We start from the raw sequence: 13605 nt of genomic DNA on the forward strand, positions 1-13605 counted from the left end.
ATTGGCGATAAGTTAATACTGGAGTGAATTTTGTTATCGTTCGAATACATTAGTGACCAAGCAAGTTTAGAAGCGTTAGTGGCACAATATCAACAAAGTGAATTACTGGTCTTAGACACTGAATTCGTAAGAACAAGAACCTACTACGCGAAGTTGGGTCTTATTCAAGCCTATGATGGCAAAACATTGGCGCTAATCGATCCCGTTGCTCTGCCTGATTTATCGTGTTTTTGGGAGTTATTAACAAATACTTCAATTACTAAACTTGTGCATTCTTGTAGTGAAGATTTAGAAGTGTTCGCACGTTACGGACAATGTCAGCCAAGTCCTTTATTTGATAGCCAAATTGCCGCTAGCTTATGTGGTTTGGGACATGGGGTTGGTTACGCAAAATTAGTTAATATGTTTTTAGACATTGAGATTGATAAAGGCGAGTCACGAACTGATTGGATGAAACGTCCGTTAACCGATGCACAATTACAATACGCCGCGAATGATGTTTACTATTTATATAACCTTTACCCACAATTACTTGAAAAAGTTAATCAAGCCAGCCGCATGGATTGGTTGCTGGAAGAGGGTGAGCGGATGACAGAAGGGCGTTTAACGCCGCCTGATGAAGAGTTTGCTTATTTAAAGGTGAAAAATGCGTTTCAGTTATTCCCAAAACAATTGGCTTACTTGAAAGTATTGGCCACTTGGCGTTTACAAAAAGCATTAAAGAAAGATTCTGCACTTGGCTTTATCATTAAAGATCATGCCTTGATTGCTTTAGCAAAAAAACAGCCGAAAACGGTAGTTGAGTTGAATCAATTAAATGACTTAACCGATCATGAAAAGCGTTTCCATGGTAAAGAGATCATCAAACTGCTTCAAACAGCAGATTTAGAAAATTTACCAGAAGCTGTGGACGTGATAGCCCTTAAAAATGGTTATAAAGCCTCATTTAAAGAAGTTAAAGTCATCCTCACGCAACTGGCTGAGCAACATGATGTCGCGATTGAGTTTATTGGCTCTAAACGTCTCATTCATGAATTTTTACTGTGGCTTTATCATAAAAAACAAACAGACACGCCATTATTATTAACTGGCTGGCGAGCGAGCATCATTAAAGATAGCCTAGAAGAAATAAAGTTTGGTTAACACGAAAGGAACTTTTATACAGTCAGCAAGGCTATTGAGTTAACGATATTAAAAAAGCCAAGATACGTTTTATCTTGGCTTTTTTATAGTGAGGTTCAGCTTAGTAAGCTATGACCTGAAAAACGTTATTTACCATCAGGTAAAGTGACGTTTAACTCAAGTACCGACAGCTTGTCATCATTTTGGTCAAGCTGAACTGATACCTGATCCTCAGAGATATGAACGTATTTGCGGATAACTTCAATGATCTCTTGTTTCATTTTTGGGAAGTAATCAGGTGCATCACGTTCACCACGTTGATGAGCAACGATAATTTGCAGGCGCTCTTTGGCTGTCACCGCTGTGTTGGTTTTTTTATTGCTTCTAAAATAATCAAGTATAGACATAGTTAGCTACCAAATATCCTTTTTAAGAATCCCTTTTTCTCTTCTGTCAGAAAACGAAATGGTACTTCATCACCAAGTAAACGCGCCACAGTGTCAGCGTACGCTAAACCTGCATCACTTTCTTCATCGTTAATGACTGGAATACCAGAGTTTGATGCTTTTAATACTGCTTGTGATTCAGGAATTACACCGACTAACTTAATGGCTAAAATTTCTGATACGTCTTCGACACTTAACATTTCACCTGTTTTAACTCTAGCAGGTGAATAGCGAGTTAATAATAAAAACTCTTGAATTGGTTCAAGATTTTGTTCTGCACGACGAGAGCGACTTTGTAACATACCAAGAATACGGTCTGAATCTCGTACAGAACTCACTTCTGGGTTAGTCGTTACAATAGCGATGTCTGCAAAATACAAGGCCATCATTGCACCTTGTTCAATACCCGCTGGTGAGTCACAAACAATATAGTCAAAGTCTTTGCTGAGTTCATCAAGCACTCCGCCTACACCTTCTTTAGTCAGTGCATCTTTATCACGGGTTTGTGACGCTGGTAAAATAAATAGCTTATCACAACGTTTATCTTTAATTAGTGCTTGATTGAGATTAGCTTCACCGTTGATAACGTTGACGAAGTCATAAACAACTCTGCGCTCACAACCCATAATTAAATCAAGATTACGTAAACCGATATCGAAATCGATAACAACAGTCTTTTTCCCTTTAAGTGCTAAACCAGTCGCAATAGCTGCACTTGACGTTGTTTTACCTACGCCACCTTTACCTGATGTGACAACAATTATTTGTGCCATTTGTTATTATATCCTTTTATGTTGCCAACTATTGAGGCAATGATTCAACCATGAGTGTTTCGTCATTAAGACGAACACAACCGCGTTGATCGCTACAATGCTGCTGCAAATGTTCTGCTAGCCAATATTGTCCAGCAATTGATACTAATTCGGCGTCAAGGCTATTGGCTATGATGATGCTATTGCGATCACCTGAAGCTCCCGCCATTGCTTTACCTCGTAAAGCGCCATATATATGAATGCTACCATCCGCAATCACTTCTGCGCCATTACCAACCGCACCAAAAATGATTAAGTCAGCATTTTTTGCATAAATTTGCTGCCCTGAACGTACATTTTGTTTAATGATTTTGGTTTCTTTGGTTGGGGCTGGCATATTCTTGGCTTGTTTGCCCGATTTAACGACCGCAAGGCCTAACGATTTTGCTTGTTTACTAATATCATCGTTTGCAGATGTTACACCAACGATGATTAATTGGTTATCAGTAAGAAGTTGTTTTAATGCAGCAAGATTAACGTCGTGTTGTTCTATCGTACTTAAATTTAAAATTAATGGTGCGCCGATAAAGAATTGCGGTGCTTGGGATAGCTTTCTGTCTAAATCAGCAGCTATCGCACTTATATCGTGTGTATTGATATGAAGAACTGAAAGAGTAAAAGAGGTCGCTTTGAGCTCAAGACTTTGTGTGGCCATCCAGGCGTTAATCTCCAAAAATTTCAGTGTGTGAACTGATTTGCAATTAAATTATGACTGTCCATGTTATAGTGTGCGTTGTTGACTATCAAGCAAGAAACATAGGAATTTAACTTCAAAATGATATGCGCAGTATATAAAAGCAGCCGAAAAATTGATACTTACTTATTCGTTGAAAAACGTGATGTTTTTGACGCTGTACCTGAAGCATTAATGCAAATGTTTGGCACTCCCAAATTGGTTATGATGGTGCCTTTATCCAAACGTACTGAGTTAGCGATGGCTGATATTGAGAAGGTCAAATCAGAATTAGCAGATAAAGGCTTTTATTTACAAATCCCGCCACCAGTCACGAATTTGTTAGATGAACACAGAAAAAGTTTAGGGATAAAAGACTAGCGTCGCCTGTTATTACAGTGATAGTTTATTGGCCTGAAAAGCGTTTTTTTAAATGATATTAAATTTACAATAGCTTGTTTTTAATACAGTTATCAATTTTAGTATTTCGACGTTAACACAAATGTGTTAACGTTTAGTTAATAAGAACAAAAACAGCAGTAATGAGTTAACTTAGGACATTTTATGATTGGGAAGATCATTTCATCAGTAGTCATCTCTCTGATTACTTTTAACATTGCTCATGCACAGCAAACCGTTACTTTCGATGATTATTTAGCTTCATTAAAAAACAAAGCAATACAGGCTGGTGTTTCACAAAATACTATTAATAAACACTTTTCTAAAATAAAAGTGTTTAAACGTGCCACTGTTAACGGCGCTGATAAGAGCATTAATCTAGAAAGTTATATTCCACAAAATGCACCTGAAATAACAGTCAGCACTGCTAGGGCAATGTTTAAAGAACAAGAAGATGCGTTAATTGCGCTGGGTGACCGTTACGGTGTTCAGCCTCGTTTTCTCGTCGCCTTATGGGGAATGACTTCAGAATTTGGTGAACAGAAGGGGAATTTTCCTATTTTATCTGTCACTGCTTCTAATGCCTATTCAGGTGTAAAAGAACAGTTTTACATCGATGAGTTTATCGCAGCGCTGCAAATCATCGATAGCCAACAAGTTACCTATGAGCAATTAATTGGTTCCTCAACAGGTGCTATGGGCCATATGCAGTTAATGCCATCTCAATATCTAGCCTATGCCCAGGATGGCAATGGAGATGGAAACAAAGACATTTGGAACAACCAATTTGACGCTTTTGCTACTGCAGCTGCAATGCTTAAAGATACCGGATGGAAAAACGATGAAACTTGGGGAAGACAAGTTAGTTCAGTTAATCCAGTTCCGCAGTATCTGATTGGTGCTGACCACACTCAAACATTTAATGAGTGGCAAGATCTGGGCGTTCGTCGATACAACGGCAATGATTTACCTAAACGTGATGACATGCAAGTGTCTTTCTTAATGCCTGATGGCGAAAAAGGCCGAGAGTATCTGGTTTATAATAATTTCCGACTGCTGCAAGCTTGGTCAAAAAAAGAACATTTCTTACTGACTGTGACCTATCTATCTGAACGAATCAAAAATCCTCCTATTAAATAATGATACAATACTGGTATTGTAAGTTATTACCGTATTGAATTATGTCTTTTTGGGTTGAAAAAAAGCTTAACCAACTTACCACCGTGCAATGGGAATCATTGTGCGATGGTTGTGGTAAGTGTTGTCTGAATAAGTTAATTGATGATGAAACCGAGGATCTGTATTACACAGATGCTGCTTGTCATCTACTCGATGATGAAACGTGCGCCTGTCGTCATTATCCTGAACGATTTAAATATGTGCCAGCTTGTACAGCGATTACCGTCGATAATATTGCAGAGTTAACTTGGTTGCCTGACTCTTGTGCTTATAAGCGTCTGCATGATGGCAGGGAGCTTCCTTCTTGGCATCCATTATTAACCGGTTCGAAAGAGGCAATGCACGCAGCGGGTATCTCAGTTAAAGGGAAAACCATTAACGAGAAACGAGTTAAAGATGTTTTTGACCATATTGTTCTATGGCCCTTGAAAGACCTAGATTAACGCTACGGGTTAGAACAAGTGAAGTTAGATTTGATTGACCACAAAAAAGCACTCTGATTGAGTGCTTTTTTCTTTTATAAACGAATCAACTTCGTGGTGTTAGCTGCGCTTTAACGGTTTTATTGCTGGAAGTAGCATCACCGCCAGAACGAGTAGATAGATAACAAAAGTGACAACCATCCACTGCGCCATACTCACTGACAAAAATGTCCAAGGATCATCGCTACACATACCCGTTGGAGAAAAGACCGAAGGCAGCCACTGATCTAATGGCATCCAAGTTGGAAACTCTGGGAAAAACGAACAAGTAGAAAAGGGTGATGGATTAACTTGTAATTCATTTAACTCAAGCGATAACGATAAGCCCCAAACGCCGCTGACTCCCCAACCAATGAGACCAAGAAAGCGAGTTAACCAGAATTTAGGTGCTAAGGCGCCTATAATTCCTGCAATAATTAACCCTAATACAGCCACACGTACATAGATACACATGACACAAGGGTCTAATTCCATTACGTACTGAAAGAATAATGCAGCTGCTTCTAGGCCTATTGCGGATAAAAGTAGCAATAGCCATGCAGTACGAGAACGAGTAAATTCCTGTAAACCAGTCAAATCAATCTCCTGTCGATTTATGACGATAAAAAAACACCCTCGATTGAGGGTGTTTTCAGGTCAAACTTAATTCAAATTGGCATTAATGTCCAACCGAAATTCCACCAATATCTTTGGCTGAATGGTGAATAATGATTTGATTATCATAATAGTATTGCGTCATATCGGTTAAGAAACCTGATTCAATTGCAATAATACCGACGATAGATAACACAATCGTATAAGGCAAAGCCATCCAAACCATACGGCCGTATGACAATCTAACTAATGGTGCTAATGCAGACGTTAATAAGAACAAGAATGCGGCTTGGCCGTTTGGTGTTGCCACTGAAGGTAAATTAGTACCTGTGTTAATTGCAACGGCAAGTAAGTCAAATTGATCGCGGGTGATTTGACCATTGATGAGAGCGGCTTTAACTTCGTTAATATAAACTGTTCCGACAAAGACGTTATCACTCACCATGGACAGTAAGCCGTTGGCAATATAGAAGATAACCAGTTGCGCGTTTCCTTCAAAGCTTAATGCCCATTGAATCACTGGCGCGAATAAGTGTTGGTCAATGATTACGCCGACAACAGCAAAAAACACGGCTAATAGTGCAGTAAAGGGTAAGGCTTCTTCAAATGCTTTACCCAATGCATGTTCATCTGTAACGCCATTAAATGCTGTGGTTAAAATAATCACAGATAAACCAATCAGTCCGACAGAAGCTAAATGGAATGCAAGACCAATAACTAGCCAAACCCCTACCAATGCTTGAACAAGTAACTTCACTTTATCCGCTTTAGTACGATTTTGATCTTCGTAATCTGAATAGTCACTTAGAATTTTATGAACAGCATCTGGTAATTKTGCACCATAGCTGAATAATTTAAATTTCTCGACCAAGAAACAGGTTGTTATCCCAGCAATAAACACAGGCATAGTGACTGGTGACATGCGAAGGAAAAACTCACTAAACTGCCAGTGCGCTTGCGCTGCAATGATCAAGTTTTGTGGTTCACCAACCATAGTACATACACCACCAAGTGCTGTACCAACACCTGAATGCATCAGCAAGTTACGTAGAAAACCACGGAAAGCTTCAAGTTCTTCATCGTTAAGTTGTTCACGCTCTTCTGAAGTATGGTCATGTTCTTTGTCACAGCTAAAGTCTTTGCCTGAGGCAACTTTATGATAAATAGAGTAGAACCCGACTGCGACCGCAATGATGACGGCAATAACAGTTAAAGCGTCTAAAAATGCTGAAAGGAAAGCGGAAGATACGCAAAACATCAATGAAACAATAATTTTAGAGCGTACTTTAGTGATCATTTTGGTGAATACAAAAAGAAGCAACTGCTTCATGAAGTAAATACCAGCAACCATAAATATGAGTAGCAATAAAACTTCTAAGTTTGCTTCTATCTCATGCAGTACCTGTGTTGGGGAAGTCATGCCAATCATGACTGCCTGTATCGCTAGTAAACCACCAGGCTGAAGTGGGTAGCACTTCAATGCCATAGCTAAGGTAAAAATAAATTCTATTACTAATACCCACCCGGCAACGAACGGACTGACTAAAAAGAATAAAAGGGGATTTATTACAAGAAACGATAATATTGCGTATTTGTACCATTTTGGGGAGTTACCCAAAAAGTTACTAAAAAACGCAGCACCAGTGGTTGACGGCATAATAGCCTCTCCAGTTATGAATTTACGATAGTGAATTTTTGAGGAAGGAATTTTGTAGACCAATTTAAGCCAAAACAAAAACTGCTGTTATGGTTGGTGATTTTGCCCCTAAACTATTTTGTCTAATGATTGCAAAATGACAAAGCTTAACTCTATTTATGTTGTTGTTTTATATTGCTTTTGTTTGATATTTCAAAATTCGTTAGTTGTACCACTAACTTACATCCATTAATTTTGGCGCTAGTTTAGCGCAAACGGTTTCTATTGTAATGCGAATTAATTTTTGGGACGAAAAAAAATAACGAATATAACTCCTATCTCACATTCTTTACCTGTATCGTCTGTTTATTCACCAATAACGTTGTAGAACAGTGTGTTTGACCTTTATCAATAGTGCCTATTTGGAATACCTCTGGTATGATCAGTTCATTGAGTAATCACAGGATGTTCAAGTTGACAATTATCAATGCAAAAGGTCCTGCAAGTTTTGCAGAGAAGTATATCGTCCGTTCTATTTGGGAAAATAAATTCCCACCAGGTTCAATTTTACCTGCTGAGCGAGAACTATCAGAGTTAATTGGTGTCACTAGAACCACGTTACGTGAAGTACTTCAACGATTAGCACGTGATGGCTGGCTTAAGATTCAGCATGGTAAACCAACCCAAGTCAATAACTTTTGGGAAACATCAGGGCTTAATATCCTAGAAACTATTGCTGATCTTAATCCTGACGGATTTCCACTATTGGTGGATCAATTGTTATCAGCAAGGGCGAACGTCAGTGCGATTTATTTTCGTGGTGCTGTTCGAAATAACCCTGAAAAAGCGCAGGAAGTATTAGCCAAAATTCATGAGTTAGAAGAAACAGCTGAAGCGTATGCTGATTATGACTATGAATTACATCATGCTTTGGCTTTTTCATCCGGAAACCCACTTTATGTATTAATTCTTAACGGCTTTAAAGGCTTATACAGTCGTGTTGGTCGTTATTACTTTTCAAGCCAAGAAGCACGCACTATTGCGCTGGATTTTTATAAAGCGCTAGAAAAATTAGCTCAGGAAGGTAAATATACTGAAGTGCCTGCGCTGATGAAGTCCAACGGCATTAACAGTGGCATAATGTGGCAAAAGCTACGTGATGACATGCCTGCAGAAATTGCAAAAAACGATAAATAAAAACAGCAATTAAAAAACCAACCGAGAGGTTGGTTTTTTGTTGGTGTCGAAAAAGGTGAACCATCAACCATTGCTATCTATAGTGTAGTCATTTTTTGCTGTTCTTCCTTTGTGGGACATTGAGCTAAGACTGTTGTTTTACCACTTGCATCAACTTGTTCAATGCTGACATCGAAACCCCATAAACGATGTAAATGTTTTAACACTTCTTCATGACTCCCGGCTAGCGGTATTCGATTGTTTGGCACATACCGTAATGTTAATGACCGATCACCATTTATATCTACTCGTTGAACTTGGATGTTTGGTTCAAGATTGGATAGATTGTACTGCTGCGATAGTTTTTCACGAATGAGATGGTAACCTCGATCATCGTGAATAGCTGATACTGATAATCGATTACAGCTGTCATCATCAAGAATACTGAATAATTTAAAATCACGGATCACTTTAGGCGAAAGGTATTGGCTGATAAAACTTTCATCTTTAAAGTTTTCCATCGCAAAGGTAACGGTTGTAAGCCAGTCACTGCCAGCGATATCAGGAAACCACTTTATATCTTCTTCAGTAGGGGATTCACATATTCGTCGGATATCTATAAACATGTTAAAACCTAAAGCATAAGGGTTTATCCCACTATAATACGGACTGTTATACGCAGGTTGTGCGACAACTCCTGTGTGGCTTTGTAAGAACTCAAGCATGAACCTATCGGTAACAGTACCTTCATCAAACATGTGATTTAGGATGGTGTAATGCCAGAACGTTGCCCAGCCTTCATTCATGACTTGGGTTTGTTTTTGTGGGTAAAAATATTGCGCCATTTTTCTAACTATTCTTACAATTTCTCGCTGCCAAGGCTCAAGCAGCGGCGCATTTTTTTCAATAAAATAGAGAATATTTTCCTGTGGTTCATCAGGAAAGGAGGCACTGTTTTCTTGTTGGTTTTCATCGAGGTTTTTAGGTACCGTTCGCCATAAGTCATTCACCTGACTTTGTAAGTAGCTCTCACGATCTTTTTGACGCATTTGCTCTTCTTTAAACGATACCTCTGCGGGTCGCTTATATCGGTCCACACCATAATTCATTAGTGCATGGCAAGAATCTACAGTTAACTCGACTTGTTCCACTCCATATTTAAGCTCGCATTCATGAATGTAGTTTTTAGCAAAAACTAAATAGTCGATAATTGAACTTGCATCAGTCCAAGTTTTGAACAAATAGTTATTCTTAAAAAAACTGTTATGTCCAAAGCTTGCATGAGCCATCACTAAAGCTTGCATTGTGATGGTGTTTTCTTCCATCAAATAAGCAATACAAGGATCTGAGTTAATCACAATTTCATAGGCCAATCCCATTTGGCCACGACGGTAACCTTGTTCAGTTTCTATAAAACGTTTACCAAAAGACCAATGAGTGTAACCAATGGGCATACCAATACCTGCATATGCATCCATCATTTGCTCAGCAGTGATCACTTCAATTTGATTTGGGTAGCTATCGAGTTTATAAAAAGCAGCCACTTTTTCAATTTCAGTCATGTAAGCTTCAAGTAAATCAAAGCTCCAATCTGGCCCATCACTTAATGGCTGTTTTGCTTTGGTTTTATGATTCGTCATCATGTTCTCCTTAGCTAGGCTGCTTTTTAAATAACTCACGGAAAACAGGGTAGATATCATCCACCTCACGGATATGTTGCACTGCAATATTTGCATAATCTTGTTGTAGGTTTTCGTATTCGCGCCAAAGGGTTTGGTGGGCGCGTCGGGTAATTTCTATGTAACTGAAATAACGAGATACTGGTAATATCTTTTCTGCTAACACTTGTTTACAGACAGGGGAGTCATCAGCCCAATTGTCGCCGTCTGATGCCTGTGCTGCATAGATATTCCATTCATCGGCAGGGTAACGTTTCTGTTGGATTTCATGCATTAAATTCAATGCACTTGATACAATTGTGCCGCCTGTTTCTTGTGAATAAAAAAACTCATGCTCATCGACTTCTTTAGCTTGAGTATGATGGCGTATATAAACGACTTCTAAGTTTTTGTATGTTTGCGTTAGAAAAAGATATAACAAGATATAAAATCGCTTTGCCATGTCTTTTGTTGCTTGATCCATAGAACCTGAGACATCCATTAGACAGAACATTACTGCTTGGCTTGAAGGTTTTTCACGCTTAGCAAAATTATTAAAACGTAAATCAAAACTATCGATAAAAGGAACGCTATCAATTTTTTTCTGTAAGTCGTCAATTTGTTGTTTTAAATCGATTATAACTTCAGCTTGGGTACCGGGAGTGTTTTCAAGATTTGATAACTCAGCTTTTAATTGTGCGAGTTTTTTCTTTTTTCCTGCGGTCATTGCAATGCGTCTTGCATGTGAAGACCGTAAAGAACGAACGATGTTTATATTGGCAGGTACACCGACATTGGTAAAACCAGCGCGGTAGGTTTCAAATTCCACCATTTGTTTGGCGTTGGTTTGCTGTAAGTCAGGCAGAGCCAAATCTTCAAATAGCAATTCTAGGTATTCATCATTTGATATCTCAAATAAAAACTCATCTTTACCTTCACCAGAATTTGATGCATCACCTTCGCCACTTCCGTCACCTGCACCACCACCTTTAGGGCGCTCGATTTGATCGCCTTGATTAAATTGGTCGTTGCCTGGGTGGACTCTTTCTCTTATACCACCTTGTCCTTGATGAAAAATGGGCTCACTGATATCTCGTGTCGGAATACTGATCTTCTCGCCTTTATCAATGTCGGTCACGCTGCGGCGTGTCACTGCTTCACTGACAGACTTTTTGATTTGTTTTTTATATCGTTCAATAAATCGTTGACGGTTTACAGTGCTTTTACCTTTAGCGTTTAGGCGTCTATCAATAAAATTTGCCATACACAGCTCCTAATGTAGCTCGTTAAAAGATGGCCTAATGAGGGCAATTTTCAAATGAAAATCGCCCACAACGACTAGGCTCACTAAGCGACATTTATGATGACTTACGGACTCTTAAGTACCATTCTGATAGCAGTCTTACTTGTTTTTGGGTATAGCCTTTTTCCATCATTCGGTTGATAAAATCATCATGCTTACGTTGATCGTCAGCAGATGTTTTCGCATTAAATGAAATAACGGGGAGTAAATCTTCGGTGTTAGAAAACATTTTTTTCTCAATCACCACTCGCAGTTTTTCGTAACTTGTCCAAAGTGGGTTGTTGCCTTCATTATTGGCACGTGCACGAAGAACAAAGTTAACGATTTCATTTCGAAAATCTTTAGGGTTACTTATTCCTGCAGGCTTTTCAATTTTCTCAAGTTCGGCATTTAAAGCTGATCTATCGAACAGTTGGCCTGTTTCTGGGTCTCTGAACTCTTGATCTTGAATCCAGAAATCAGCATAGGTGACGTACCTATCGAAAATATTTTGGCCATATTCGGAATAGGATTCTAAATAGGCAGTTTGAATTTCTTTTCCGATAAATTCGACATATTTAGGGATTAGATATCCTTTTAAAAACTCTAAGTACTTTTCACTGATTTCGTTAGGGAATTGTTCTTGCTCGATTTGTTTTTCAAGGACATAAAACAGATGCACAGGGTTAGCTGCAATTTCTGTATCGTCGAAGTTGAATACTCGAGATAGTATCTTGAACGCAAAGCGGGTTGATAACCCGTTCATGCCCTCGTCGACGCCAGCATAATCACGATACTCTTGAAAGGATTTTGCTTTGGGATCGGTATCTTTCAATGTCTCGCCGTTATACACGCGCATTTTTGAATAGATTGATGAGTTCTCTGGTGCTTTTAGACGGGATAAAATACTAAATTGCGCTAAGGTTTCTAGTGTACCAGGTGCACAAGGCGCTTTAGATAGCTCGGAGTTTGATAACAGTTTTTGGTAAATTTCAATTTCTTCGGATACACGTAAACAATATGGCACTTTAACGATATAAACCCTATCTAAAAATGCTTCATTATTTTTATTGTTCCTAAATGTTGTCCACTCTGACTCGTTCGAATGAGCCAATATCATGCCGTTGTAGGGAAGGGCCGATAATCCTTCTGTTCCGTTATAATTACCTTCTTGAGTGGCTGTTAATAGTGGATGCAGTACCTTTATCGGTGCTTTAAACATCTCAACAAACTCCATCACACCTTGGTTTGCTCGACATAAAGCCCCTGAATAGGCATAGGCATCGGCATCATCTTGTGAGAAGTGTTCAAGCTGACGAATATCTACTTTACCGACTAGTGCCGATATATCTTGGTTATTTTCATCTCCTGGTTCAGTTTTAGCGATTGCAGTTTGATCAAGAATAGAAGGATATACTTTAACGACTTTAAATTTAGTAATATCGCCACCAAACTCATGTAACCGTTTCACTGCCCAAGGTGACATGATGGTTTTAATGTATCGAGTAGGAATATTATATTCTTTGCTTAGTAGTTCTCCGTCTTCTTCTGCGTCAAATAAACACAGTGGACTATCGTTAACAGGACTACGCACGCCATTGGCTGTTAAAATAAAAATTGGTACCTTTTGCATGAGTGACTTAAGTTTTTCTGCTAAAGATGACTTACCGCCGCCAACTGGCCCTAGTAGATAAAGTATTTGTTTAGACTCTTCTAACCCTTGAGCTGAATGTTTTAAGTAAGAAACAATTTGTTCAATTGATTCTTCCATCCCATAGAAATCTTTAAAACTTGGATAGTGAGTAATAAGTCGGTTTGAAAAAATACGACTTAAAACAGGATCTTTTGATGTATCAATTGTTTCAGACTCACCAATTGCCATTAGCATTCTTTCGGCGGCTGAAACATATGCACTTCTGTCTTCCTTACAGATTTCAAGAAACTGTTGTAATGAATATTCTTCATCTAGCTTTTGTTCATAACGTTGTTGGTAATGTTCGAATATGCCCATAAGAAACCCCTTGAAACTTAGCTGAAAGAAAGTATGTGATAGCGCATGTTTGGTTTGTTTTTACGGTGACATTTGACTGTCTTAAATGAGTAAATAAACCCACTTGCTAAATTAAGTCTAGGCTAGAGATTTGAA

The 13605-nt window shown here is 38.7% G+C and carries 13 protein-coding genes; 5 read left to right on the forward strand and 8 right to left on the reverse strand.

The window, feature by feature from the left end:
- Nucleotides 1-30: 30 nt before the first annotated feature.
- Nucleotides 31-1143, forward strand: coding sequence for a ribonuclease D (rnd, locus tag A9267_RS01290; RefSeq protein WP_055023204.1), 1113 nt, complete (start codon nt 31-33; stop codon nt 1141-1143).
- Nucleotides 1144-1268: 125 nt separating this feature from the next.
- Here rnd and minE read toward each other — a convergent pair whose 3' ends face one another.
- Genes minE through minC form a run of 3 tightly spaced genes read right to left on the reverse strand, consistent with a single transcriptional unit; the run spans nt 1269 to nt 3035 of the window.
- Complete coding sequence (minE, locus tag A9267_RS01295; protein WP_055023203.1) at nt 1269-1529, reverse strand: cell division topological specificity factor MinE; 261 nt, start codon at nt 1527-1529, stop codon at nt 1269-1271.
- Between the two features lie 2 nt (nt 1530-1531).
- Entirely contained in the window at nt 1532-2341 is an 810-nt protein-coding gene (gene minD, locus A9267_RS01300) for a septum site-determining protein MinD (RefSeq protein ID WP_055023202.1), read from the reverse strand.
- 28 nt (nt 2342-2369) lie between these two features.
- Entirely contained in the window at nt 2370-3035 is a 666-nt protein-coding gene (gene minC / locus A9267_RS01305; RefSeq protein ID WP_065107962.1) for a septum site-determining protein MinC, read from the reverse strand.
- A 120-nt stretch (nt 3036-3155) separates the two neighbouring features.
- Here minC and A9267_RS01310 point away from each other — a divergent pair, with 120 nt between their 5' ends.
- The 3 genes from A9267_RS01310 to A9267_RS01320 all read left to right on the forward strand — a co-directional run bounded on the left by A9267_RS01310 (nt 3156) and on the right by A9267_RS01320 (nt 5074).
- On the forward strand, nt 3156-3434 hold the full coding sequence (locus A9267_RS01310) for a YcgL domain-containing protein (RefSeq protein ID WP_055023200.1): 279 nt from the start codon (nt 3156-3158) through the stop codon (nt 3432-3434).
- Nucleotides 3435-3617: 183 nt separating this feature from the next.
- Nucleotides 3618-4592, forward strand: a complete 975-nt coding sequence (locus tag A9267_RS01315; protein WP_065107963.1) for a lytic murein transglycosylase — start codon at nt 3618-3620, stop codon at nt 4590-4592.
- Between the two features lie 41 nt (nt 4593-4633).
- On the forward strand, nt 4634-5074 hold the full coding sequence (locus A9267_RS01320) for a YcgN family cysteine cluster protein (RefSeq protein WP_065107964.1): 441 nt from the start codon (nt 4634-4636) through the stop codon (nt 5072-5074).
- Nucleotides 5075-5173: 99 nt separating this feature from the next.
- On the opposite strand, the gene dsbB is transcribed toward A9267_RS01320, so the two are convergent.
- Nucleotides 5174-5689: a disulfide bond formation protein DsbB gene (dsbB, locus tag A9267_RS01325; RefSeq protein ID WP_065107965.1), complete on the reverse strand. Its 516-nt coding sequence runs from the start codon at nt 5687-5689 to the stop codon at nt 5174-5176.
- Nucleotides 5690-5771: 82 nt separating this feature from the next.
- Nucleotides 5772-7364: a sodium/proton antiporter NhaB gene (gene nhaB, locus A9267_RS01330; RefSeq protein ID WP_065107966.1), complete on the reverse strand. Its 1593-nt coding sequence runs from the start codon at nt 7362-7364 to the stop codon at nt 5772-5774.
- A 459-nt stretch (nt 7365-7823) separates the two neighbouring features.
- Between nhaB and fadR the strand changes: the two genes are divergently transcribed.
- Nucleotides 7824-8540 carry a fatty acid metabolism transcriptional regulator FadR gene (gene fadR / locus A9267_RS01335; RefSeq protein ID WP_372036970.1) on the forward strand — a complete coding sequence of 239 codons (717 nt, stop codon included), beginning with the start codon at nt 7824-7826 and terminating at the stop codon, nt 8538-8540.
- Between the two features lie 77 nt (nt 8541-8617).
- Here the strand turns inward: fadR and A9267_RS01340 are convergent, their stop codons facing one another.
- The 3 genes from A9267_RS01340 to A9267_RS01350 all read right to left on the reverse strand — a co-directional run bounded on the left by A9267_RS01340 (nt 8618) and on the right by A9267_RS01350 (nt 13470).
- Complete coding sequence (locus tag A9267_RS01340) at nt 8618-10159, reverse strand: SpoVR family protein (RefSeq protein WP_065107967.1); 1542 nt, start codon at nt 10157-10159, stop codon at nt 8618-8620.
- Between the two features lie 10 nt (nt 10160-10169).
- Complete coding sequence (locus A9267_RS01345) at nt 10170-11441, reverse strand: YeaH/YhbH family protein (protein WP_065107968.1); 1272 nt, start codon at nt 11439-11441, stop codon at nt 10170-10172.
- A 94-nt stretch (nt 11442-11535) separates the two neighbouring features.
- Nucleotides 11536-13470, reverse strand: coding sequence for a PrkA family serine protein kinase (locus tag A9267_RS01350; protein WP_055023194.1), 1935 nt, complete (start codon nt 13468-13470; stop codon nt 11536-11538).
- Between the last annotated feature and the right edge of the window lie 135 nt (nt 13471-13605).

This window comes from Shewanella sp. UCD-FRSSP16_17 (assembly GCF_001675935.1).
In the GTDB taxonomy this organism is placed as follows: domain Bacteria; phylum Pseudomonadota; class Gammaproteobacteria; order Enterobacterales; family Shewanellaceae; genus Shewanella; species Shewanella japonica.

What these genes read in the sequence shown, in the direction of transcription:
- A9267_RS01310 (WP_055023200.1), top strand. Translation starts at nt 3,156, where the DNA reads ATGATATGCGCAGTATATAAAAGCAGCCGAAAAATTGATACTTACTTA.
- minC (WP_065107962.1), bottom strand. Translation starts at nt 3,035, where the DNA reads ATGGCCACACAAAGTCTTGAGCTCAAAGCGACCTCTTTTACTCTTTCA.
- A9267_RS01320 (WP_065107964.1), top strand. Translation starts at nt 4,634, where the DNA reads ATGTCTTTTTGGGTTGAAAAAAAGCTTAACCAACTTACCACCGTGCAA.
- A9267_RS01345 (WP_065107968.1), bottom strand. Translation starts at nt 11,441, where the DNA reads ATGGCAAATTTTATTGATAGACGCCTAAACGCTAAAGGTAAAAGCACT.
- A9267_RS01315 (WP_065107963.1), top strand. Translation starts at nt 3,618, where the DNA reads ATGATTGGGAAGATCATTTCATCAGTAGTCATCTCTCTGATTACTTTT.
- A9267_RS01350 (WP_055023194.1), bottom strand. Translation starts at nt 13,470, where the DNA reads ATGGGCATATTCGAACATTACCAACAACGTTATGAACAAAAGCTAGAT.
- minE (WP_055023203.1), bottom strand. Translation starts at nt 1,529, where the DNA reads ATGTCTATACTTGATTATTTTAGAAGCAATAAAAAAACCAACACAGCG.
- A9267_RS01340 (WP_065107967.1), bottom strand. Translation starts at nt 10,159, where the DNA reads ATGACGAATCATAAAACCAAAGCAAAACAGCCATTAAGTGATGGGCCA.
- minD (WP_055023202.1), bottom strand. Translation starts at nt 2,341, where the DNA reads ATGGCACAAATAATTGTTGTCACATCAGGTAAAGGTGGCGTAGGTAAA.